This window comes from Streptomyces sp. NPDC052052, assembly GCF_040680455.1.
Lineage (GTDB): Bacteria > Actinomycetota > Actinomycetes > Streptomycetales > Streptomycetaceae > Streptomyces.
This window is the reverse complement of sequence record NZ_JBFAWU010000003.1, coordinates 328,419-349,470: the sequence shown is the minus strand read 5'-3', so window position 1 is coordinate 349,470 and position 21,052 is coordinate 328,419. Positions and strand designations below refer to the sequence as shown.

Genomic DNA, 21,052 nt, shown 5'->3' with positions numbered 1-21,052 from the left:
GGCTCACCACCCGACCGGCATGACGCGCGGACCGCGAACCAGCATCTCGGACTTCCACGTCACGTCACCGGCCAGCCGCAGCCCCGGGAACCGGGTGATGAGCGCGAGCAGCGCCTCCTGGAGCTCCATCCGGGCCAGCGGAGCGCCGAGGCAGTGGTGGACGCCATGGCCGAAGCCGAGGTGCTGGTTGCTCTCGCGGCTGAAGTCGAGCACGCCGGGGGCGGTGAAGCGCAGCGCGTCGCGGTTCGCGGCGCCGATGGCGACCAGCACCGGACTGCCCGCGCGGACGAGCGTGCCGCCGACCTCGATGTCCTCGGTGGCGTACCGGGCCTGTCCGGCGCCGCTGCCCAGTGGCACGAAGCGCATCAGTTCCTCCACCGCACCCGTGATGAGTTCGGGTTCGGCCCTGAGCCGGGCCAGTTGGTCCGGGTGGTCCAGCAGGGTGAGGACGAAGTTGGGGATCTGGGACGCGGTGGTCTCGTGTCCGGCCACCAGGAGGCCCATGCACAGATCGACGAGTTCCCGTTCGGAGAGCCGGTCGCCGCCGTCGCGGGCCTCGATCAGCGCCGTCATCAGGTCATCCTGCGGCGAGGCGCGGTGGTCGGCGATCAACTTGGCCATGTAGGCGCGCAGTTCGTCGCGGTTGGCGTCGAACTCCTCGGCCGTGAGCGAGCTGGTCGACAGTGCGGCGTCGCTCCACACACGGAAGCGGGGCCGGTCCTCGGTGGGGACGCCCAGCATCCGGCAGATCACCGCGACCGGCAGCGGCAGCGCGTAGCGGTCGACCAGATCGGCGGGCGGCCCGGCGGCCTCCATGTCGTCGAGGAGGCCCGCGGTCAGCTCCCGGACCTGCGGCCGCAGCTTCTCGACCTGGCGGACCGTGAACGCCTTGGCGACCAGGGACCGCAACCGGGTGTGGTCGGGTGGATCCATGCCGAGCATGCCGCCGTCGCGGCGGCCCTCGGACTGCCGCGGCTCGTCGTGCGAGGCCCCGGCGGCCCGGCTGAAACGCGGGTCGCCCAGGACGAGGCGGGCGTCGGCGTAGCGGGTGACGAGCCAGGCCGGTTCGCCGTATTCCATCTGGACCCGCAAGAGGCCCGGCTGGTTCCTGACCTGCTCGTACTCGTCCGCGAGCTGGAGCCCGCCGCCTGTGTTGAAGGGATAGACGTGGGGGGTGGTGTCTGCTTTCGTCACTGTGACCTCCAGTATGTAAGCAGCTGCTTACAACGGTAGGAGTGTGCTCTTCCGGCGGTCAACAACGCTTTATGGCCGTTATCCTGACGGGCCGTTGGAGAGGAATGAGCCATGGAGCCCGCTGCCGCACCACCGTCCGCAGAGCGTCGGCGCGATGCCGCGGCCACGCGTCGTCGGCTGCTGGAAGCGGCGCGCGACCTGTTCGCGGAGCGGGGCTACGAGGGGGCTACGGTCCGGTCCATCGCGGAGCGTGCGGGCGCCAACCAGGCCCTGCTGTTCCGGTATTTCGGCTCGAAGCAGGGGCTGCTGGCGGAGGTCATCGCCCAGGGCGGACGGGAGCGGTTGCGGGCGACGCCGCCCGAGGAACTGTTCGAGGCCGCCCTGCGTTCGATGCTGACGCGCAGCGCCTCCGCCGGGTCGGACGACCGCTCCCTGGAGGTCTATCTGCGGTCCGTCGGGCAGGGCGACGAGTCGGCCGAGGCCCTGCGGGAACTGGGGGAGAAGTACCAGCAGACCCTGGCCGGGCTCTCCGATGCCGAGGACAGCACCCTGCGCGCGGATCTGGCCATGGCCTGGCTGCTCGGGATCGGCCTGATGCGATCGGTCGTCGCACGCGAGCCGCTGGCCGGCGCCCATCCGGACGAGGTCTGCCGTCTTGTGCTCGGCGCGCTCGGCTCGCTCTGGTCCGCTCCGGCGGGCGAGGGCCGGACGCGGTGACAGCCCGCGCACGCACGGCCGGGCCCCGGGGCGAGCCCGGGGCCCGGCCGGTTGCGGGCTCATGACCGGTGACGGCTCTCGAAGACGGCGAAGGCGCTCTCCTGGCGCCACTCGGTCGCTGCCTTCGGGTTGTCGGAGAGGTAGCGGAGGCAGCGGGTGCTCAGGCGTTCGGCACCGGGCCGGTCGCCCGCGCAGGCGGCGACGACGCGGTAGTCGGAGGGGGCGGAGCCGGTCGCCCACAGGCTGCGGCCGGTGCGGAACGCGTATTCCAGCGAGGCGCGGGCCAGGTCCTTCAGCTCGGTGTACCGCAGACCGTAGGTCTGGGCGGCGTACTGGTACTCGTGGCTGATGTCGATCCGTGAGACCCCCGGGTCGTCGGTGGCCAGGACCACCGGGACGCCGTAGCGGCGGTAGGCGTTGAACGGGTGGTCGTCACCCGCGATGCCGAGGATCTGCTTGTTGCTGGAGAACGGCACCTCGACCGCCACATGGCGCTGTGCCATCGTCCGGGCGAGCCCGCGCCAGTCGTCCTCGTGGACCAGGTCCACACCGTGTCCGATGCGTTCGGCCCCGGCGACGAGCACGGCCTCCCGGATGTGGAAGGTCAGGTCCTCGGGCTTGACCAGTCCGGGCGCCAACTCACCGGCGTGCAGGGTGAGATGTGCGCCGGGGTACTGGCTGCGCAGGTACTTCAGCATGCGCATCTGGAGGCTGTAGTTGGACAGCGAGCTGTCCCAGTCCTCGGGCTGTACGAGGTTGACCGCGACGAACCTCGGGTCGCGCTCGGCCAGCCTCATACCGAGCGCCATCTGCGTGAACACCCGGGCCGGTGTGCTGCCGCGGGACACCTGGGAGATCCATCGGACGGGCAGCCGGCAGCCCGGGTCGGGGCGGTGGGTGTCGCAGTGCGCGGTCGACCGGAACTGGGTGTCGGCGTCGTCGGCCTCCTTGACCGCCTCGTCCACGACCCGGTCGAGCTGCCCCCCGGCCAGCAGCTTGCGATGGAAGGCGGCGAAGTCGGGGTCGTAACCCACGGTCTCGGAAAGCTTCTTGGCGCTGTCCGACGCGGGGGTGACCAGCGTTTCCAGGTAGAACTGGTTCTGCTTCACCACGGTGTTGGCGACATCGGCGAGGAGCTTGCCGCGGTCCCAGGTCGCCATGCCGAACTTGTCGAACGTGGCGAAGAAGTGGTCGTGCCCGGACTGGCCGGCAGGGAAGTCCTGCATGGACCAGGCCCGGATGACCTCCTGCCGGAAGGCGGCGTCGGTCTGCGCATCTGCGGCGGGCCGCTTGCCCGGTCCGCACGGCGGCGCCACGGCCGTCATCGTGCCGTCGATGCACAGCCCCTTCTCGGCCGCGAGCTTGATCAGGTACTCGGTCCTGGCCGCCCCGGACAGGTGGTTGTGGAGGTCGCCCCCCTTGGGCAGCGCCGTGAAGAAGGCTCTCAGCTGCTCGGGCCGGTTCTGGAGCGATTCGAGGTAGCGCGAGGTCCCGAGCTCGGCCTGGGTCACCGGGCGGGGCGCCGCGTAGGAGGCGGCGCGTGGCGAGCTGCCCTGCGCGGGTGCGGTGGTGGCGGAGGCCGGGACTGCCGGGAGCAGGGCCAGCACGCTGAGCGCACCGAGCCCGACCGGAAGCAGGGAGGTGGGACGGTGAGCCGCCCGAGTTGATGAGATCACGGCCGAATGATCGCGTTCGGAAAGGGTGTTTCTCCCTCACATCACATCTGTGCCAGGAACGTCCACTCGATCGGGTACGCGAGCAATCGGGTGGTCGGTCATGTGCTCGGTCGAGTGGTCCGGCCATGCGATTCGACGTGCGATTCGTCCGTGCGAATCGTCCGCGCGATTCCGTTGTGCGATTCGGTGGTGTGATTCCGTCGCACGAACGGAATAGGAAGCTCCGGTTCAGTAATAAAAAAAGATCTTGTGCGTATGGGGTGTGGCGCCCTATGTTCTCTTCTGTTTGATCATGACCCTGACACCCACCTGGGGGAAATGTGCGACTGAGGCGATGTATCCGATCGAGGGAGTCGGGCGGGGTGATTGCGGGGAGGTCGCTGTCGGCGCTCACTGCATTCATGGTCGCGGCGGCGGGAATGCTGTTCACCGCGACACCGGCCCAGGCGTATACGCACAATTGCGGGAAGTTCTACGGAATCGGCGAGGGGGGTGCAATTTCGTACCGCTACTACAGCATCACGTCGACATACCAGACCGCCTTCGGGAACGCGCAGGAGCGGTGGGACACCACGTCGCCGAACTCCCCCGGATACTTCAGCAAGCAGCAGAGCAACGGGGACCCCATGGTGGAGGTGCGTGACGGTTCGTACACCTGGGACGCGTGGGCGCGCACGTCGTGGCAGGGCTGCATCTTCGGTAACTGGGCCTACAACGAAGTGTATGTGGCCTTCAATTCCAGAACCATGAAGGGACTTACCGCCCGTCAGAAGAAGATGGTGGCGGAGCACGAAATAGGACACACCTACGGACTGGGTCACACCTCTCTCACCTGTTCATCGGGCCCGTCCCTGATGCGGCAGGGGACGGGCAAGTTCGGGTGCAGTGGCGACGGTCCCTGGTCCGACGACATCAAGGGCGCCAGAGCCAAGTACACCCCGTGAAAAGTGACAGTGCATCGAACGGCAAACGTAGGTGGATGAATGAAGACGAAACTGGCTCTGGCTGCCCTGACGGCCACCATGTCCCTGTGTGTCGCTGCCTGCTCGGCGGGCGGCAGCAGTGAGCAGGGGAAGATGCACGGAGAAGCCGATTACGAGCTCTACTCCAGCGTCGAGGACCTGACCGCGGCATCGACGGCCGCGTACCACGTCAAGGTCGGCGATGTGGTCAGCAGGGAATGCGACGACGGAGGGGACGCGGCAGGAGACGGCGGGGAACCCACTCCAGGCACCGAGGACTCCGACCCCGAGGACGCCTCGCCCACCCCGAGCGTGAGTCCGCCGCCGGACGGCATCGAGGGCGGGGAATCCGAGAATGCCGGCTGCCTGCCCATGGTCTTCTACAAGGCCGACATCGTCACCGAGATCTATCAAGGCGCTTCGACCCGCGGCGCCGACCCGGTCCCGCTGGGCGAGATAATCATCGGCAACGTGGACACCGACAAGGTGGACCTGGAGGGCGCGTCACCGTTGACGCCCGGAAGCTACGTCATCATCTACGGCGACAGCCTCTCGCTCGACGAGCATCCGGGAATCCAGAGCGTCGCTGAAGACATCTGGACACCGGTCGGCGGGGACCAGGGAATCTTCGACACGGATGCTGACGGCGGCACCGCGACGGCGCGATCCTCCGAGGTCAAGGCCCTTACGGATGACGCCACTTCGCAGAGGTCTCTCTCTTCGGGGAACCTCACCACGAGCGTCGAGGAACTGCAGGAAGTGGCAAAGGGCGTCGCGGGCTGACCTGCTGACGCGAAACCGCTGAGACTCACCGGGGCGCGCACTCCGGGTGAGAGCGGGAGGTTTGCCACGCATGAGACTTCTGCGCCGTCGAGGTGAGTGCATGACCTTCAACTCATCGGCGCGGGAGTCTCATTGCTCCCGCCTCTGCCTCGTTCATCCTGGCTCGGGCGTAGGCGCCCGGGTCGTGCACTGGCCCATTGGTGACACGCTGGAGCGATCGGCGCCCACCTACCGGGCCCGGCAGTCGGGGATGCCCCGGGCTGCTGTCGCACCCGCCCGCTAGGGTCCCGTCCATGAGTGACGGAATCGAGTGGATTGACGCCGAACTGGGTGACGGAGGCTTCTCCCTCATCATGGTGAAGGGCATCAGCCACGAAGAACTGGCTGTCTATCTGGGCGCGCAGCCAGGCACCCTCATGGACCCGGGTATCGCTCACGAGATGCTGAAGCTTTCCCATGGGTCCGGATCGAGGGACCTGCCGGCCTACGCGATGCTGGGCGAAGCCGACAACGGCTGGGCGTTCGCGATCGAGTCGCCCGATGCCGGCGACCGCAACTACCGGCTCGCCCCGGGCAGGGACCTCTGGTCCCGACACACCGCCGTGAGTGTCCTGGACACGACCATGGACCCGCCGGTCATCTCCGTCGGCGTGGACGGGGATCGCGATTGGATGTTCTGGGAGTACACGACCGACAAGACGGATCACCCGCTCACTCGCCGCTTGGTGGCCGAGGGCGGATTCGTCGAGCGCCCCGACCGCGTCCACAGGGACGACGCAGCCGACGACGTGACGATGTCGGACGTCTATCGGGTCATGGGCGAGTACTACGGCCTGACCCTCCCGCGGCAGGCCATCGTCGACGGGCGCCTGCCCCACGCCTTCACCGAGCCCAGGACGCTGGTACACCCGTGCGCGCGGTGTCCCGTCTGCGGCGACAAGCGGATGCTCCCGTACGGCGGCGGATCCTGGGGACTGGGCGAGCACCGGCTGGTGTGCATCTACTACAAGGTCCGCGACATACCCGGCTACCCGCCCCAAGGATGCCCCGGAGAGATCAGCGGGCCCGCACTGGCCGAGGCGGTGCGTGAGGAGCCGAACCCGAAGTACGACAACATCCGCATGCCGCGGGATGTGTGAGCGCCACCGCATCGCCTGATCGGCCGGTTGTCATGGTGGCGCTTGAGCGACCTGACGGAGATCAGAACGACGTGGTGGCGGGGAGGGAACTGCGCACGCGCCCTCCCTGCCACCCGGGCGTGTCCTAGCCGTTCTTGATGTCCTCGACGAACGACGCCCAGGCAGCTGAGCGGAACACGAGCGTCGGGCCCTCGGTCACCTTGGAGTCGCGTACGGGGACGATGCCGGGGTGGCCATCGGCTACTTCGAGGCAGTTGCCACCGTCGCCGCCGCTGTAGGAGGACTTCCGCCAGGTGCCGACTTCGAGGCAGTTGCCGCCCTCGCCTCCGCTGCAGGAGGACTTGTACCAAGTCGCGGTGGACAGGTCATAGTCAGAGCTGCTGATCTTCATGAGCGTAATCCTCCGCCAGCGACTCGATCAGGGTCAGAGACAATTCCGGTGACAGGGCGCTGGCCACGACGAGTTCGTATGACAGTTCATAGCGGGAGACTGATGCTGGATCGTCTTCCAAGTGCCCTGTTCCCAGCACCTCGAGGTAAGCAAGTGCGGGAGCATCAGTGAACGACATGAGCTTGAGGGCGCCGTTCAGTGCCGCGTGCGCTCCCGCGCTGAACGGCAGCACCTGCACGATGATCCGGTGCCCGCGAGCCAGCTTCAGGACGTGGCGCAGGGCCTCCGCCATCACGGCCGGGCCGCCGACCCGTCGCCGTAGGACCGCCTCGTCCAGAACTGCCCAAACCAGGGGCGTTGTTGGACCGGTCAGCAACTGCGCCCGTTCGAGCCGCGCCGCGACCAGGTCGTTGATGACGTCCTCCGGAGCCGTCGGCTGGTACGCCCGGAAAACCGCTCGCGCGTACGCCTCCGTCTGCAACAGGCCCGGGATCAGCAGCGGTGCGTATTCCCTGATGGCCTTCGCCATCGCTTCCGCCTCCGCCGCCTCGGCGAAGTGGTCCGGGTACTTGGACTTCTTCAGAGCCTCGCAGTTCCGTACGAAGAACCCGTCCGCCTTCAGGATCTCGTCGAGCTTCTGGGCCTGGTCCAACTGCATCCGACGGGTACCGGAATCCAGTTGGCCGATGAACGACCCGCTGACGAAGAGCGGGAGGCCGAGCTCTTCCTGGGAGAGGCCGGCGTTGTCTCTGCGGTGGCGGAGTTCGGCTCCCAGCAGGGCGCGCGGCGAGGAGGACGGGTCGAGCTTCTTGGGCCCTGGCATGACAACTCCCTGTGACACACGTGCGGTTGTTGGTTCTGCGCCCCTTCCAGGCTAGCGACGCGTTGGACACGCTGGGTATGCATTGTCATTACTCAGCGTGGGAAAGAGATGGATCATGACGACGATGGAACGGTGCAAAGCGGTCGAAGAAGGCGTGCGGGCGGCGGAGGGCGCGGTGGCGCGGTTGAAGGAGGGGTTCTCCGGAGTGGGGATCACGCTGCCGTCGTTGCGGGTCGACCCGGTGTCGTGTGCGGGGAACGAACCCGCGGCGCCGCTCGTCGACCTCGGCCGGTGCAATCTCGATACGGCGTTGCGGCTGAGCGTGGTGCTGGAGGCGCAGGGGCGGTCGGAAGCATGACGGGTGAGAGTGGTGAGCCGTGCGTGCCGGAGCCCGGGTCGTTCGCGTTGGACACGCGGGACGGGCGGGTGGGCCGGGTGATGGGCCGGGTCGGCTCGTACGTACAACTGCGTCCGCCGGGCGGTGGCGCGGAGTGGGACTGTCCGCCGGATCTCGTCCGGCCGGCGCCGCCGGGGCTGGAGTTGCGGGCGCGGGTGACGGAGATCAACCGGGAGGGGCGGCTTCCGCGCTGAGGCCGGCGCCGGGCGCGGTCGGGGGAGATCCTGGGCGGTGCCGTGCCGGGTGGCAGTGGGGTGCAACGGGGGCGCGGCGGCCGTGCGTGGTGGAGAGATGGTCGGGCTGGTGGAGGTGTCCTGATCGATCAGGAATCAAGAAGCGGCGTCACGAGGCCACGCCTAGCCTGATCAACATGGACATCACCATTCACACCAGTGCCCTGCCTCATGTCGACCCGGACGCGTCCCTGGCCTTCTACCGCGACGCCCTCGGCTTCGAGGTCCGCAGCGATGTCGGACAGGGCGCGATGCGCTGGATCACGGTCGGCCCGGCCGGTCAGCCCAGCACGTCGATCCTCCTCGCGCCGCCGGCCACCGACCCCGGGATCACTGAGGGCGAACGTCGCACGATCACCGAGATGATGGCCAAGGGCACCTACGGCTGGATCCTGCTGGCCACCCCGGACCTGGACGGTACGTTCGAGCAGGTGCGGGCCGCCGACGCCGAGGTCGTCCAGGAGCCGACCGAACAGCCGTACGGCATCCGCGACTGCGCCTTCCGTGATCCGGCGGGCAACCTGATCCGGATCCAGGAACTTCGCTGAGCCGCCCGGTCGTCCATGCGACTGAAGGCCGTGAAGGTTCCGCCGTGTGTCGCGAAACAGGTGACCAGGCCGGTCAGGAATCAGGAGGCGCCGGTCGCCGCGCCACTCCTGGTGCCGTGGCCGCCACACCCTGCTCCATCGCGCCGCCCCGTGTACCCGCGTGGGCGGCGCCCCCCTGCTCCCGCCCTGCCCGGTGAACCCGGTGACGGCCGGTTGAGCCCGTCTCGTTCCGTGCCCGCGCGCCGCTGACCAGGGGCGGGGTTCCCGTAAAAAGCACCCCCGCCTGCCGGGCCCACTTCGGGCGTGGATTAGGTTAGGCATGCCTAAGTCCCCCCATTCGTCCGGAGGTGGCACGTGCCTGCCGCTGTTTCCCCATTTCTCCCGCCTCGGCGGACCGTCCTGCGAGGGCTCGGCGCCGGAACCGCCGCCCTTGCCGGGGTAGGCGTGCTCGGTGCGTGTTCCTCAAGAGAAGTGAAGGACTCCAGCACCGCCGCGTCCGGTGCCGGGTTCACCGTCACCGATCAGCGCGGCAAGAAGATCACCTTCGACGGACCGGTGCAGCGCATCGCCACCGCGATCATCCCGTCGCCGTCGATGATCGCGGCGGTGGACGGTTCCTACGACCACATCGTCGGCATCAACGAGTCCACGCTCACCGCCAACAAGCAGGGCATCTTCGGCACGCTCTTCCCGAAGTCGAAGAAGACCACCACCATCGCGGGCGCCGACTTCATCCCCAATGTGGAGACCATCGTCGGTCTGAAGCCGGACGTGGTGATCCAGTGGGGTGACATGGGCGACGACGTCATCGCCCCCCTGGAGAACGCCGGGTTCAAGGTCATCGGTCTGACCTACGGCACCCAGGCGATGATGGAGACCTGGATCAAGATCTTCGGGCAACTGCTCGGCAAGGAGGAACGTTCCACCGAGCTGCTGGACTGGATGCACTCCGAGGACAAGGCGGTCCGCGCCCTGGTCAAGCCGTACGCGAAGAAGAAGCAGAAGGTCCTGTACCTGCGGACCGCCGCCGATGGCTGGACGACCGCCACGGGATCCGACTACGTCACCCACTGGACCACGATCGCCGGTGGCGTCAACGTCGCCTCCGACATCTCCGCCGACGCCCCGCAGGTCTCCGTCGAGCAGATCCTCGCCTGGGACCCCGAGGTGATCCTGCTCTCCGCCTTCGACGACGCGACCCCGGCCGACATCTACGCCGACAAGAAGCTGGCCGACGTCCGCGCCGTACGCGACCGCCGCGTCTACAAGGTGCCTCTGGGCGGCTACCGCTGGGATCCGCCGTGCTGCGAGTCCCCGCTGATGTGGCGCTGGGTCGCCCAGATCCTGCACCCGGAGCTGGCCTCCCGCAACGGTCTGCGCACCCGGATCAAGGACACCTTCGACCGGCTCTACGGCTATGCGATCTCCGCCGCCCAGACCGACGAGGTCCTGCGTATGGACATGAACGCGAAGAGCGCCAGCTATGCCGGCTTCCGTGCCTGACCTGACGGCGGAGGCCCCCACGACGGGCGGGGAGAAGGCCCCCGCGCGGCGCAGGATCCCCCAGCTGCCGCTGCTCGCCGTCGTCACCCTGCTGGTGGCCCTGACCGCGCTCGCCGTCGGCCGCTATGTCGTCCCGCCCAACGAGATCATCCGCATGCTCGCCGGTCAGATCTTCCCGGTCGGTCAGACCTGGACCGCGCAGGAGCAGACCGTCGTCCTCGATGTCCGGCTTCCCCGCGTGCTGCTCTCCCTCCTGGTCGGCGGCGGGCTCGCCCTCGGCGGCGCCGCCCTCCAGGGCGTGTTCCGCAACCCGCTGGTCAGCCCCGATGTGATCGGTGTCGCGTCCGGTGCGTCGTTCGGCGGCGTCCTCGCCCTGCTGCTCGGGCTGGGCTCGGCCGCCGTGGTCGGCGGGGCCTTCGGCTTCGGGCTGCTCGCCCTCGCTGTCGTCATGCTGATCGGCCGGTTGAACACCGGCAACCCGATCCTGATGATCGTGCTCAGCGGCACCGTCACCGGCGCGTTCTTCACCGCGCTGGTCTCGTTCGCCAAATACGTCGCCGACCCCGAGTCGGAACTGCCGTCCATCGTCTTCTGGCTGCTCGGTTCGCTCGCCACCGCCACCTACGCCAAGGTGGTCACCGCGGCCGTCCCGATCCTGCTCGGCGCGGCCGTGATCCTCGCCCTGCGGTGGCGGCTCAACATCCTCTCCCTCGGCGACGACGACGCCCTCGCGCTCGGTGTCCCGCCCCGTCTCACCCGCGGGGTGCTGCTCTGCGCGGTCGCGCTGATGACCGCCGGTTCCGTGGCCGTGGCCGGGCTGGTGGGCTGGGTCGGCCTGGTCGTCCCGCACCTGGCCCGGCTGTGGACGGGCAGCGACCACCGGGTGCAGCTGCCCGCGGCCTTCCTCATCGGCGGCGCGTATCTCACCGTGATCGACACCGTGTCCCGCACCCTGACCGCCGCCGAGATGCCGCTCGGCATCCTCACCGCGGTCATCGGCGCCCCCTTCTTCATCGTCCTGCTCGCCAGGTCGCGCAATCGGATGTGGTCGCAGTGATCAGAGCCCAGGGCCTCGGCCATCACTACACCCCGGGCCGGTGGGTCTTCCGAGGCGTCGACGTCGTCGCCGAGGAGGGCCGCGTCCTCGCCGTCCTCGGCCCCAACGGCCGCGGCAAGTCCACCCTGCTGCGCATCCTGGCGGGCCTCCTCACGCCCACCGAGGGGGAGGTCACCGTCACCTCGCCGGTGGCCTACGTACCGCAGTCGCACAGCTCGGCCTTCGGCTACTCGGTCGCCGACATGGTGCTCATGGGCCGCTCCCGCCACCTCAAGGCCTACGCCACGCCCGGTCGCCGCGACCGGGAACTGGCCGCCGAAGCCCTCGAACGGGTCGGCATCGCCCATATGGCCGACCGCTCCTACGCCGAACTCTCCGGCGGCGAGCAGCAGATGACCCTGATCGCACGGGCGCTGGCCGCGCAGTGCCGGGTGATGGTCCTCGACGAGCCGGTCTCCGCACTTGACCTGCACAACCAGGCCCGTGTCCTGACCCTGTTGCAGGAGCTGGCGGCCTCCGGCCTCGGCATCGTCCTCACCACCCATCACCCGGACCACGCCCTCCATCTGGCCGACGACGCGGTGCTCGTCCTCGGCCCGGACGACGTCCGCACCGGCCCGGCCGCCGGGCTGCTGAACGCCGAGGCGCTCGGCGAGCTCTACGGCATACCCGTCGCCACGGCCCTGGTCGAGGGCCCGCGAGGCCCGCGCCTCATGGTCGTCCCCGACCTCGGCCCCACCCGTAACTCCCTGACGCCCGCAAACCCCCTGACATCCGCCGACTCCCTGATGCCCGCGATGTCCGCTTCCCAGGAGGCCGCCGAGTGACCCCCGTCCGCCACGTCACCATGGGCCCGGACCCGTACGCGCAGATGTCCGCCGACCAGCCCGTCGATTCGGTCGACCTCTACGACCTCGACGAGGAGCTGCTGTTCGGCGGCGAGGTCAAGGGCCTGATGTTCTCCCTCAACTGCGACCAGATCTTCCTGGAACGCCGGTCCGCCCTGCTGGAGCGGTTCGTCCGGGGCGGAGGCCGCGTCCTGGTCAACGGACACGTCGTACGCTCCTTCCTCCCCGGCCTCGCCCCCTGGCGCGCCCTCGACTTCCACGGCCCCGCCGACCTGCGGATCAGCCCGGTCACCGCGCACCCGGTCTGGGAGGGCGTCGACTTCCACGAACTCCTCTTCCGCACTGGCGTCCCCGGCACCCCGGTCGGGGAGGAGCTCGCCCGCGTCGGCGTGGCCGGCTTCTACGGCCGCGGATACCACTCCCACGTCCCGGAGGGCGGCACGGTCATCAACGGCGTAGGCCCGCACGCCCTCCCGATCGACATCGTTTACCCGCTGGGAGCCGGTGCCGTGATGGCCCATGCCGGAAACGACCTGATCGGGTTCAGCGACCCCGACCGCACCACCCGAACCCTCGGCCCCCGTCTTCTCGCCTGGCTGGAAGGAACCCTCTGATGGCCACCCTCGGATTCCTGCACGGCGGGTCCTTCTCCCAGCTCGCCACCCTCGCCGACCCGGCGGTCCAGGCCTGGCGCCCGCGCTCCGTCTACCTTCCGGAGGCCGGCGAGGCGGACTTCGACGGCCTCGACACCCTGATCGTCTCCGACCGTCTGCACCCGGGTCTGCTGGCGAAGGCCGCGCCGGCCCTGCTGACGGTCGCCGAGCGCGGCGGAACCGTCGTGGTCCTCGGCGAGAACGACATCACCGGCTGGCTTCCCGGCCTGGAGGCCTGCGAGCCCGCCGAGACCAACTTCTGGTGGTGGCGCACCGGCGACGACAACGGCGTACGCCGCACCCACGAGGGCCACGAGGCGTGGGATTTCCTCTCCGAGCGCGCTGTCCGCTGGCACTATCACGGGCTCCTGAAGCCCCCGGCGGGCGCGACCCCGCTCGTCCACACGGTCCGGGAACAGGACGGAGACCCGGAGCGCGACCAGGTCCTTCTCTACGAGGACCTGGTCTCCACGCCGGGGCGCCTGATCGTCGCCGCCATGGACCCCGTCTACCACCACGGCTCCCGCTTCATGCCGGGCGCGACGCAGCTGCTCTACGGGCTGCTGCGGTGGACGGGCTGACCGGCCTCGCTGTGCGGGAGGGCGAGGGGGCGGTGCGTGCGTGCGTCACACGTCCGTGGGGCGCTGGTGGGAGCGGCGGACTGCCGTAGAACCGCCGCTCTACGCTCCTTCGTCAGGCCACCGGAGAAGGGACCCGCGATGACTGCCTCGATGGTCGAGAACGACCCGGCCTCTGGGGCCGCCCGTGGGACTACCTGCTGCGGACGTGGCGTGAACTGGACGTGCCCGAGGGCTGGCGCTCCGAGATCGACGAAGGGCGGATCGTCCTGGCGCCTCCGCCCCCTGCGCATCACCACGGCATTGCCGCCAAGGTGCAGCGCAGGCTGTACGCATATCTACCCGAAGAGCTTGAGATCTACCAGTCCCTGGGGGTTCACGTCGCCCCCTTGGACAAGCTCTATGTGCCCGATCTGGTGGTCATGCCGGCGGAGCTGATCGACTCCGCCGACCCGGACTCCAGTGATCCGATGGACGCCTCCGAGGCCCTGCTCATCGTCGAGATCACGTCGAAGGGGAACGCGCGGGAAGACCGGACGAAGAAGTACCGCGCCTATGCGCGGGCGGGTGTCCCGATGTACCTGCTGATCGACCGGTTCGACACACGTGGGGCGATGGCCACCCTCTTCACGGAGCCGAACGAGGACGGGACGTACAGGCGCTCCGACCCGGTGCCCTTCGGGAAGCCGCTCACGCTTCCCGAGCCCTTCGGTACGACGCTGGCCACAGGGGACTTCCCGGTGTGAACGGTGTGAACCGGCATGGGTGAGGGGGCATGGCTGAGGGGCGGCACCCCGTGATCGAGTGCCGCCCCTCAGCCGTGTCCGGGTGCCGGGCTCAGACCGTCGCAGGTTCCTTCGCCGGGGCGTCCGGGGTGTCCGGGCCGCCCGTCGGGGCCGCCGGTCCCGTGGCCGGGGTGGTGGAGCCCGTCGGTTCCTGGGAGACGTTGAACTCCGCCAGCAGGTCCTTGCTGAAGCCGAAGAAGTACGTCGCGAGGAAGCCGACGACGTAGCCGGTCAGCAGGCCGCCCGCGTAGATCGCGATCGTGCCGCCCAGGCCGTGGTTGCCGTCGAGGAGGGGGAACAGGGCCCAGCCGGACGGGCCGATGGCCGTGGAGCCGACCTTGTCACCGAGCTGGTTGAACAGGCCGATGAAGCCACCACCGAACGCACCGCCCACGCACGCCGTGATGAACGGGCGGCCCAGCGGCAGCGAGACACCGTAGATCAGGGGCTCGCCGACGCCCAGCAGACCGGCGGGGAGGGCGGACTTGATGGTCCGGCGGATCGACTCGTTGCGGGGGAGACGGAAGTAGACGGCCGTTGCCGCGCCGACCTGGCCGGCGCCCGCCATCGCGAGGATCGGGAGCAGCACGGTGTAGCCCTGCTGCTCGATCAGGGTGGTGTGGATCGGGATGAGTGCCTGGTGCAGGCCCAGCATCACCAGGGGCAGGAAGAAGCCGCCGAGGAGGAAGCCCGCGCCCGCGCCGCCGTGGGAGAGCAGCCAGTCGGCGAACGTGCCGATGGCGGTGGAGATCTCGCCGGCCACGTACATCAGGCCGAAGATCGTCACGAGGCCGGAGACCAGGACCGTGAGGGTCGGGGTCACCAGGACGTCCAGCGCCTCGGGCACCCAGCGGCGGCACCACTTCTCCACGTACACCGCGAGCAGGGCCGCACCGAGCGCGCCGAGCACGCCGCCCTGGCCGGGGGAGAGCTTCTGGCCGAACGCCTCGATGTTCGCCACGCCCGCGTAGACGATGATCGCGGCGACCGCGCCGCCCAGGATCGGCGTACCGCCGAACTCCTTCGCCGTGTTGAAGCCGACGAAGACGGCGATCAGCGCCATGAAACCGGAGGCGATCGCGGCGAGGGCGGGCGTGACCGAGGTGAGCCAGCCCAGGTTGACCAGGAGGCCGTTGAGACCGGCGATGATGCCGCAGCCGATGAGTGCCGGGATCAGCGGGACGAAGATGTTCGCGATCCGGCGCAGGAACAGCTTGAACGGGGTGGCGTTCTTCGCCTTCCGCGCCGCCTTCATCGCCGCGCCCTGGGCGGCCAGCTCCTCCGCCGAAGCGAAGTCGGAGGGGGAGGCGGAGGCAGTGGCGGGGGCCGAGGCGTCGGCGGCGGTCGCGGCCACGGCGGGGGCTGCTGCCGCACCCTCCTCCACCAGCTTCTCGAACTCCGGGGTGACCCGGGCGACCGTGCCCGGGCCGAGGACGATCTGGTACGTGTCGTCCTCGACCACGCCCATGACGGCGGGTATCGCCTTCAGGGCCTCGTCGTCGACGAGCGAGCGGTCGCGCAGGCCCAGCCGGAGCCGGGTCATGCAGTGCGCGACGGAGCTGACGTTGCCGGCGCCACCGACGAGGGGAAGGATCGCGGCGGCTGTGGCGCGGTTCTTGTCTTCTGGTGCCATGTGCGTGGTGCCTTGCTGTGCGAGGAGGAGCGGAGGTGTTTCAGCTGGTGCTGCTGTGAGCGGTGACGAGGGCGGCGCGGAGGTGGCCGCCGGACGATTTCAGCAGGGTGGCGGCGGTAGGGCCGTCAACCTGGCCGAGGATGGTCAGGATGGCGTTCTTCACTTCGCCGTCGGTCGCGGCGAGAGCGGCCTCGATCTCCGCGTCGGACGCTCCGGTGGCGAGCGAGACGATGCGGCGGGAACGGGCACGCAGCTTCTCGTTGGAAGCGCGGACGTCGACCATGAGGTTTCCGTAGGTCTTGCCGAGCCGGATCATGGTGATCGTCGAGATCATGTTGAGGACGAGCTTCTGGGCCGTGCCCGACTTGAGCCGGGTGGAGCCGGTGAGCAGCTCCGGGCCGACGACGGTCTCGATGCCGTGCTCGGCCGCGGCGGCCAGCGCGGAGTCCGCGTTGCAGGAGAGCCCGATGGTCAGTGCGCCCTTGGCGCGGGCGTGCTCGACGGCGCCGATCGCGTACGGGGTGCGGCCGGATGCGGAGATGCCGACGACGGTGTCGTCGGCGGTGAGGGCCAGGGCGTCGAGGTCGGCGGCGGCCAGCTCCTTGCTGTCCTCGGCACCCTCGACGGCCTTGACCATCGCGGACGGGCCGCCCGCGATCAGGCCGACGACCTGGGACGGGTCGGTGTTGAAGGTGGGCGGGCACTCGCTGGCGTCCAGCACCCCGAGTCGGCCCGCGGTGCCGGCTCCCGCGTAGATCAGCCGGCCGCCGCGGGCCATGCGCTCCGCGGTGCCGTCGATCGCGGCGGCGATCTCGGGCAGCCGGGAGGCGACGGCCGCCGGGACGGACTGGTCCTCGCCGTTCATGATCCGGGCGATGTCGAGCGTGGCCATGCGGTCGATCTCGGCGAGCTCGGGCCGGAACGCCTCGGTGGTGAGGGTGTCGAGCTGGGCGCGCAGGTCCCCGTAGCCGTCGGGGGTGGTGTCGGCGTCGGTGGTGGAGGTCATGGAGAGCGGCTCTGCTTTCTTGATCTCGTACGGTCAGCGGGCGCGGGTGCGGCCCGTGGACCGGTGGGGGGTCGGGTCCGGTGGGGGTCAGCGGGGGCGTGGGGTGTGACGGTGGGCCAGCGCCTCGTAGGAGGCGGAGAGCGCCGGCGCGGCCGTTTCGTAGGTGCGCTGGGCGACGCCGATGAACAGGCAGTCGACGACGAGCAGCTGGCTCGTACGGCTCGACATGGCGGCGGGGCGCAGCTCGCTCTCCCGGGCGGTGGACGTGGTCAGCACATGGTCGGCGTACTGCGTCACGGGGCCGTCGGGGCGGCCGGTGATCGCGATCGTCGTCGCACCGCGGTCGAAGGCGACCCGCAGTGGCTCGATGACGTCGACGGTGGAGCCGGAGTGCGTGATCGCGATGGCCAGATCGCCGGAGCGCAGCTGCACGGCGTTGGTCACCGCGAGGTGCGGGTCCGTGTGGGCGTGGGCGATCAGGCCGATACGGGCGAGCTTCTGCGCCAGGTCCTGGCCGACCAGGGAGGAGGCGCCCACGCCGTAGATGTCGATGCGCCGGGCGGTGGCGGCGGCGGCCACGGCGGCACCGAGCTGAACGGTGTCGAGGCCGGCGGCCGTGTCGGCGAGGGTCTGCTGTTCGTCGTAGGCCAGCTTGGCGACCACATCGGCGATCGGATCGTCGACCGCTATGTCCGCGGTGACGGACGGGGCCCGGCCCGACTGCTGGTGTGCGGCGAGGCCGGCCAGGGCCAGGCGCAGATCGCGGTAGCCCGGGTAACCGAGGAGGCGGGCCGTGCGGACCACGGTCGCCTCGCTGGTGCCCGTGAGCTCGGCGAGACCGGTGACCGTGAGGGCGGCACAGCCTGCGGGGTCACCGGCCACGGCCTCGGCGACGCGCTGCATGGAGCGGGTCATGGACGGCGCGAGCGTCCGCACCTTGGCCGCGAGGGCCGCCGGGGCAGGCGGTGAGTCAGTGCTGAAACTTTCCTTCAGGTCATGGGTCACCTTTGAAAGATATTTTCAACCCGGTTGCCCGTCAACCCCCCTTTGGTCCCCACCTGTAACGGCGCTGCGGCGAGCAGGTGCCACGGCCCGTCCCGCACGGGCCCGGACCCGTCCAAGACGGTGCCGCCACCACCGCCGACGGGGTGGACATGGGCGGGCGGATGCGGGAAACCGGTTCGTGGGCGGGGTGACAATGGGCGCATGGAGATGAACCGCCTGGAACAGGCGCTGCACACGGCCCGTGCGCTGGTCATGGCCGATCTTGCCGCGGGTGACGTCGCCGAGGCCGGGATCGTCTCGCTCGTCGAGGACGCGGTCACCCACCGCCGCTGGTGGGTCGAGCAGTGGCCCGACGGCGCCTCGTTCGTCGTCGGTCTCGTCGCGCAGGACGTGCAGGACGCCCTGCTCGAACGGTACGGGCGGTGGCCGATCTGCCCGGTCTGCGACGCGGGCGACCCGCACGCCCTGGACATCGAACCGGAACTCGGCCCGGACCCGCACTGGGTGTGCACCAAGGCGGCCGTGGCGGTCGCGCCGGTCGGTTCGCTGGGCGGGGTACTGCGGCGGTGACGGTCTACATCGACCCGCCGGTCTGGCCGGGGCACGGACGGCTCTGGTCGCATCTGGTCAGCGATGTGTCCTTCGAGGAACTGCACGCCTTCGCGGCGTCCATCGGCTGCCCGCCGCGTGCCTTCGAGCGGGATCACTACGACGTACCGGAATCGCGCTACGAGGACGCGGTGCGGGCCGGGGCGCAGCGGATCGGCTCGAAGGAACTCGTCCGCCGGATCACTGAGGCGGGCTTGCGGCGACCCAAGGGCCGCCCGGCCCCGGTCCCGGCAGCCGACGCGCCGTCGGCTGCCCCGATCCCCGGTAGCTGACGGCCCGTCACTCCTCCCGCGTCTACGAGGCGCGCGACACCTCCGACACCTTGGCCGCCTCCGACCCAGCGGGCGACACCTCCGACACCGCCACGGGCGAACCGGCCACCCGCCGCGACCGGGCCCCGCCCTGCAGCCGCAGCGAGAACACCACGGCCACCAGCGCCGGCACCATCATCGCCGCGCCCGACCACGCGGTGGCCGGGTACCCGAAGTCCGCGTCGATCACCGCGCCGCCCAGCCAGGGTCCGCTCGTGTTGCCGAGGTTGAACGAGGCCGTGGCCGTCGCGCCGGCCAGCGTCGGAGCGGCGCCCGCGACATTGAACATCCGGGCGTTCAGCGCCGGGGCCGTGTAGAACGACGACAGGCCGAGCAGGAACGAGAGCCCGATCGCGACGACGTGGTTCGAGGCGAACAGCGCCAGCGCGGCCAGGAGGACCGTCGAGGCCGCGATACCGCTCATCAGCACCCCGAAGAGATGTGCGTCCGCGACCCGGCCGCCGACCGCGGTGCCGACCAGCGCGCCGACCCCGAACAGCGCGAGCACCGTCGGCACCCAGCCCGATTCCAGCCCGGCGACCTCGGTGAGCAGCGGCGACAGATAGCTGAACGCGCAGAAGACACCGCCCGCCGCGAGCGCCGTGATCACGATCGCCAGCCACACCTGCCGGTCCCGGTAGATGCGCATCTCCTGCCGGAGCCGCGGCCGCTGCTCCGGCAGCGGTATCCGCGGAATCAGCGTCACCACTCCGACCAGCGCCACGGCGGACGCCGCGCCCACGGCCCAGAACGCCGACCGCCAGCCGAGGTTCTCGCCGAGAAAGGCCCCCAGCGGCACGCCCAGCACATTGGCGATCGACAGGCCGCCGATCATCACGGCCATCGCCCGGGCCCGCGCGTTCACCGGCACCGTCGCGATGGCGACCGCCGCCCCCACCGCCCAGAAACCGGCGCAGGCGAAGGCGCTCACCACCCGGGACGCGAAGAGCACCTCGTACGTCGGAGCGAGCGCACCGGCGACCTGGCCGAGACCGAAGACGGAGATGAGGGTGATGAGCGTGGTGCGGCGCGGCAGCCGGAGCGTGGCGACGGCGAGCAGCGGGGCGCCGATCACCATGCCGATCGCGAAGGCGGATATCAGAAGTCCGGCCCGGGGTATGGAGACGCCCATGTCGTCGGCGATGGGCGGCAGCAGCCCGGAGAGCATGAACTCACTGGTGCCCAGGGCGAAGACCGAGAGGCCCAGAATGTAGACGGCGAGGGGCATGCGAGGACGGTGAGCGGCAGAGTCGGGCATGACAGCTGCCAACAGCCCCCACGGGCGTGGCATTCCCGGCCTTCCGGGCCCTCTGCCGCCGTTTCCCGTCCCTCGGCGGTTTCCGGCCACCGCCCCGCCGCGCGCTCAGCGGTCGAGCAGTTCCAGCTCGGTCAGCAGATTCTGCCGCGCCCGCGGCTCCCACCGGGCCGCCCCGTGCGGGGTACGGAACAGGCACGGCAGCCCGAGCAACTGACGCAGTACCGCCGCCCTTCCTTCCCGGAACGCGTCGTCGGGCACGAAGCCGTACTCCTCGCGGATCTGCGCCGCGTAGGCCGCGTACTCCTTCGGGGCCGCCGCCAGAACGGCCAGATCCGCATCGCACAGCACCTCGCCGTTGGTGTCGCCGTCCGCCGGGTCGTGGGTGACGGTGAGACGGACGAGCCGGGCGACCTCGGCCGTGACACCGTCCGGTACGCCTGCCTCCGGCAGGGCGCGTTCGGCGAGGGCGGCGCTGCGTTCCTCGTTCTCGGACCGGTCGGGCCGGTAGACCGCGTCGTGGAACCAGGCGGCGAGGCGCACGGCGTCCGCGTCGGCCGCGTACGCGGCGAGCGTGTCGATGTGATCGAGCACCGCGACCAGGTGCGCGGTGGTGTGGTAGCGCCGCTGCGGCTCAGCCCAGCGCGCCAGCAGGTTGTCGGCGTACGGCGCGGGGTCGGGCCCGGACGCCGTGCCCCGGGCGCCGATCAGCGCCTGCTGCCAGCGGTCGCGGAGCGTGGAGTCGGCGCTGCCCGCCCCGTGGGCGCTGCTTCCGTGCGAGCGGTCGGTCATGGCACGACCCTACGGGCCGCCGGGCGGCGGCAGGGCGCGAGATCCGGTGACGGCCCCGCTTCCCCGTACGCCCCACGGCATCGCCCCACGTCAGGCCTTGTCGGAACGGTTGAACAGTCGCTAGCGTGCGCCCGTGGCGGATCTGACGAACCCG

The 21,052-nt window shown here is 70.0% G+C and carries 23 protein-coding genes and 1 pseudogene; 15 read left to right on the top strand and 9 right to left on the bottom strand.

Going from position 1 to position 21,052, the window contains the following annotated elements; all coding sequences use genetic code 11:
* Nucleotides 1-3 precede the first annotated feature (3 nt).
* Nucleotides 4-1,194: a cytochrome P450 gene (locus AB0L71_RS05625; RefSeq protein ID WP_365238229.1), complete on the bottom strand. Its 1,191-nt coding sequence runs from the start codon at nucleotides 1,192-1,194 to the stop codon at nucleotides 4-6.
* Between the two features lie 111 nt (nucleotides 1,195-1,305).
* On the opposite strand from AB0L71_RS05625, the gene AB0L71_RS05620 reads away from it, so the two are divergent.
* Complete coding sequence (locus AB0L71_RS05620; protein WP_365238226.1) at nucleotides 1,306-1,911, top strand: TetR family transcriptional regulator; 606 nt, start codon at nucleotides 1,306-1,308, stop codon at nucleotides 1,909-1,911.
* 59 nt (nucleotides 1,912-1,970) lie between these two features.
* Here AB0L71_RS05620 and AB0L71_RS05615 read toward each other — a convergent pair whose 3' ends face one another.
* Nucleotides 1,971-3,587 (bottom strand): adenosine deaminase, encoded by a 1,617-nt coding sequence (locus AB0L71_RS05615; RefSeq protein ID WP_365238223.1) that lies wholly within the window; start codon nucleotides 3,585-3,587, stop codon nucleotides 1,971-1,973.
* Nucleotides 3,588-3,949: 362 nt separating this feature from the next.
* On the opposite strand from AB0L71_RS05615, the gene AB0L71_RS05610 reads away from it, so the two are divergent.
* The 3 genes from AB0L71_RS05610 (at nucleotide 3,950) to AB0L71_RS05600 (ending at nucleotide 6,471) form a co-directional block, all read left to right on the top strand.
* On the top strand, nucleotides 3,950-4,531 hold the full coding sequence (locus tag AB0L71_RS05610; RefSeq protein WP_365238220.1) for a hypothetical protein: 582 nt from the start codon (nucleotides 3,950-3,952) through the stop codon (nucleotides 4,529-4,531).
* A 39-nt stretch (nucleotides 4,532-4,570) separates the two neighbouring features.
* A complete protein-coding gene (locus AB0L71_RS05605) occupies nucleotides 4,571-5,332 on the top strand; it encodes a hypothetical protein (protein ID WP_365238218.1) in 762 nt (253 codons plus the stop codon).
* 293 nt (nucleotides 5,333-5,625) lie between these two features.
* Nucleotides 5,626-6,471 (top strand): hypothetical protein, encoded by an 846-nt coding sequence (locus AB0L71_RS05600; RefSeq protein WP_365238216.1) that lies wholly within the window; start codon nucleotides 5,626-5,628, stop codon nucleotides 6,469-6,471.
* Nucleotides 6,472-6,595: 124 nt separating this feature from the next.
* On the opposite strand, the gene AB0L71_RS05595 is transcribed toward AB0L71_RS05600, so the two are convergent.
* Nucleotides 6,596-6,862: a DUF397 domain-containing protein gene (locus AB0L71_RS05595; protein WP_365238214.1), complete on the bottom strand. Its 267-nt coding sequence runs from the start codon at nucleotides 6,860-6,862 to the stop codon at nucleotides 6,596-6,598.
* Nucleotides 6,843-7,685, bottom strand: a complete 843-nt coding sequence (locus tag AB0L71_RS05590) for a helix-turn-helix transcriptional regulator (RefSeq protein WP_365238212.1) — start codon at nucleotides 7,683-7,685, stop codon at nucleotides 6,843-6,845. Before AB0L71_RS05590 ends, AB0L71_RS05595 begins: the two co-directional genes overlap by 20 nt.
* Before the next feature lie 115 nt (nucleotides 7,686-7,800).
* Here AB0L71_RS05590 and AB0L71_RS05585 point away from each other — a divergent pair, with 115 nt between their 5' ends.
* From AB0L71_RS05585 to AB0L71_RS05545, 9 genes and pseudogenes are all read left to right on the top strand, one after another.
* Complete coding sequence (locus AB0L71_RS05585; protein ID WP_365238209.1) at nucleotides 7,801-8,043, top strand: hypothetical protein; 243 nt, start codon at nucleotides 7,801-7,803, stop codon at nucleotides 8,041-8,043.
* Nucleotides 8,040-8,276 carry a hypothetical protein gene (locus AB0L71_RS05580; RefSeq protein ID WP_365238207.1) on the top strand — a complete coding sequence of 79 codons (237 nt, stop codon included), beginning with the start codon at nucleotides 8,040-8,042 and terminating at the stop codon, nucleotides 8,274-8,276. The genes AB0L71_RS05585 and AB0L71_RS05580 overlap by 4 nt, the downstream gene beginning before the upstream one ends.
* Nucleotides 8,277-8,452: 176 nt before the next feature.
* A complete protein-coding gene (locus AB0L71_RS05575) occupies nucleotides 8,453-8,863 on the top strand; it encodes a VOC family protein (RefSeq protein ID WP_365238204.1) in 411 nt (136 codons plus the stop codon).
* Nucleotides 8,864-9,334: 471 nt separating this feature from the next.
* Complete coding sequence (locus AB0L71_RS05570) at nucleotides 9,335-10,366, top strand: ABC transporter substrate-binding protein (protein WP_365238202.1); 1,032 nt, start codon at nucleotides 9,335-9,337, stop codon at nucleotides 10,364-10,366.
* Nucleotides 10,359-11,423 carry an iron ABC transporter permease gene (locus tag AB0L71_RS05565; RefSeq protein ID WP_365238199.1) on the top strand — a complete coding sequence of 355 codons (1,065 nt, stop codon included), beginning with the start codon at nucleotides 10,359-10,361 and terminating at the stop codon, nucleotides 11,421-11,423. Before AB0L71_RS05570 ends, AB0L71_RS05565 begins: the two co-directional genes overlap by 8 nt.
* The gene (locus tag AB0L71_RS05560; RefSeq protein ID WP_365238196.1) at nucleotides 11,420-12,250 is read left to right on the top strand and encodes an ABC transporter ATP-binding protein; all 831 of its coding nucleotides are present in this window, start codon (nucleotides 11,420-11,422) and stop codon (nucleotides 12,248-12,250) included. Before AB0L71_RS05565 ends, AB0L71_RS05560 begins: the two co-directional genes overlap by 4 nt.
* Nucleotides 12,247-12,885 carry a hypothetical protein gene (locus AB0L71_RS05555; protein WP_365238194.1) on the top strand — a complete coding sequence of 213 codons (639 nt, stop codon included), beginning with the start codon at nucleotides 12,247-12,249 and terminating at the stop codon, nucleotides 12,883-12,885. Before AB0L71_RS05560 ends, AB0L71_RS05555 begins: the two co-directional genes overlap by 4 nt.
* Entirely contained in the window at nucleotides 12,885-13,505 is a 621-nt protein-coding gene (locus AB0L71_RS05550) for a hypothetical protein (RefSeq protein ID WP_365238192.1), read from the top strand. The genes AB0L71_RS05555 and AB0L71_RS05550 overlap by 1 nt, the downstream gene beginning before the upstream one ends.
* 138 nt (nucleotides 13,506-13,643) lie before the next feature.
* Nucleotides 13,644-14,248 (top strand): annotated as a pseudogene (locus AB0L71_RS05545) (Uma2 family endonuclease).
* A gap of 91 nt (nucleotides 14,249-14,339) precedes the next feature.
* On the opposite strand, the gene AB0L71_RS05540 reads toward AB0L71_RS05545, so the two are convergent.
* The 3 genes from AB0L71_RS05540 to AB0L71_RS05530 all read right to left on the bottom strand — a co-directional run bounded on the left by AB0L71_RS05540 (nucleotide 14,340) and on the right by AB0L71_RS05530 (nucleotide 17,931).
* Nucleotides 14,340-15,920: a PTS transporter subunit EIIC gene (locus AB0L71_RS05540; RefSeq protein ID WP_365238190.1), complete on the bottom strand. Its 1,581-nt coding sequence runs from the start codon at nucleotides 15,918-15,920 to the stop codon at nucleotides 14,340-14,342.
* A gap of 40 nt (nucleotides 15,921-15,960) precedes the next feature.
* Complete coding sequence (gene murQ / locus AB0L71_RS05535) at nucleotides 15,961-16,926, bottom strand: N-acetylmuramic acid 6-phosphate etherase (RefSeq protein ID WP_365238187.1); 966 nt, start codon at nucleotides 16,924-16,926, stop codon at nucleotides 15,961-15,963.
* A gap of 87 nt (nucleotides 16,927-17,013) precedes the next feature.
* The gene (locus AB0L71_RS05530) at nucleotides 17,014-17,931 is read right to left on the bottom strand and encodes a MurR/RpiR family transcriptional regulator (protein WP_365238184.1); all 918 of its coding nucleotides are present in this window, start codon (nucleotides 17,929-17,931) and stop codon (nucleotides 17,014-17,016) included.
* A 201-nt stretch (nucleotides 17,932-18,132) separates the two neighbouring features.
* On the opposite strand from AB0L71_RS05530, the gene AB0L71_RS05525 reads away from it, so the two are divergent.
* The gene (locus tag AB0L71_RS05525) at nucleotides 18,133-18,501 is read left to right on the top strand and encodes a hypothetical protein (protein ID WP_365238182.1); all 369 of its coding nucleotides are present in this window, start codon (nucleotides 18,133-18,135) and stop codon (nucleotides 18,499-18,501) included.
* A complete protein-coding gene (locus AB0L71_RS05520) occupies nucleotides 18,498-18,812 on the top strand; it encodes a DUF4031 domain-containing protein (RefSeq protein ID WP_365238180.1) in 315 nt (104 codons plus the stop codon). Before AB0L71_RS05525 ends, AB0L71_RS05520 begins: the two co-directional genes overlap by 4 nt.
* Before the next feature lie 22 nt (nucleotides 18,813-18,834).
* Here the strand turns inward: AB0L71_RS05520 and AB0L71_RS05515 are convergent, their stop codons facing one another.
* Together AB0L71_RS05515 and AB0L71_RS05510 are read right to left on the bottom strand one after the other, a co-directional pair.
* Complete coding sequence (locus AB0L71_RS05515) at nucleotides 18,835-20,079, bottom strand: Cmx/CmrA family chloramphenicol efflux MFS transporter (RefSeq protein ID WP_365238177.1); 1,245 nt, start codon at nucleotides 20,077-20,079, stop codon at nucleotides 18,835-18,837.
* A 135-nt stretch (nucleotides 20,080-20,214) separates the two neighbouring features.
* Nucleotides 20,215-20,898 (bottom strand): hypothetical protein, encoded by a 684-nt coding sequence (locus AB0L71_RS05510; protein WP_365238174.1) that lies wholly within the window; start codon nucleotides 20,896-20,898, stop codon nucleotides 20,215-20,217.
* Between the last annotated feature and the right edge of the window lie 154 nt (nucleotides 20,899-21,052).

Bases quoted from the DNA above. Each gene is read 5' to 3' on its own strand.
- AB0L71_RS05540 (WP_365238190.1), bottom strand. From the start codon at position 15,920: ATGGCACCAGAAGACAAGAACCGCGCCACAGCCGCCGCGATCCTTCCC.
- AB0L71_RS05590 (WP_365238212.1), bottom strand. From the start codon at position 7,685: ATGCCAGGGCCCAAGAAGCTCGACCCGTCCTCCTCGCCGCGCGCCCTG.
- AB0L71_RS05550 (WP_365238192.1), top strand. From the start codon at position 12,885: ATGGCCACCCTCGGATTCCTGCACGGCGGGTCCTTCTCCCAGCTCGCC.
- AB0L71_RS05510 (WP_365238174.1), bottom strand. From the start codon at position 20,898: ATGACCGACCGCTCGCACGGAAGCAGCGCCCACGGGGCGGGCAGCGCC.
- AB0L71_RS05595 (WP_365238214.1), bottom strand. From the start codon at position 6,862: ATGAAGATCAGCAGCTCTGACTATGACCTGTCCACCGCGACTTGGTAC.
- AB0L71_RS05600 (WP_365238216.1), top strand. From the start codon at position 5,626: ATGAGTGACGGAATCGAGTGGATTGACGCCGAACTGGGTGACGGAGGC.
- AB0L71_RS05620 (WP_365238226.1), top strand. From the start codon at position 1,306: ATGGAGCCCGCTGCCGCACCACCGTCCGCAGAGCGTCGGCGCGATGCC.
- AB0L71_RS05525 (WP_365238182.1), top strand. From the start codon at position 18,133: ATGGAGATGAACCGCCTGGAACAGGCGCTGCACACGGCCCGTGCGCTG.
- AB0L71_RS05575 (WP_365238204.1), top strand. From the start codon at position 8,453: ATGGACATCACCATTCACACCAGTGCCCTGCCTCATGTCGACCCGGAC.
- murQ (WP_365238187.1), bottom strand. From the start codon at position 16,926: ATGACCTCCACCACCGACGCCGACACCACCCCCGACGGCTACGGGGAC.
- AB0L71_RS05605 (WP_365238218.1), top strand. From the start codon at position 4,571: ATGAAGACGAAACTGGCTCTGGCTGCCCTGACGGCCACCATGTCCCTG.
- AB0L71_RS05585 (WP_365238209.1), top strand. From the start codon at position 7,801: ATGACGACGATGGAACGGTGCAAAGCGGTCGAAGAAGGCGTGCGGGCG.
- AB0L71_RS05515 (WP_365238177.1), bottom strand. From the start codon at position 20,079: ATGCCCCTCGCCGTCTACATTCTGGGCCTCTCGGTCTTCGCCCTGGGC.
- AB0L71_RS05580 (WP_365238207.1), top strand. From the start codon at position 8,040: ATGACGGGTGAGAGTGGTGAGCCGTGCGTGCCGGAGCCCGGGTCGTTC.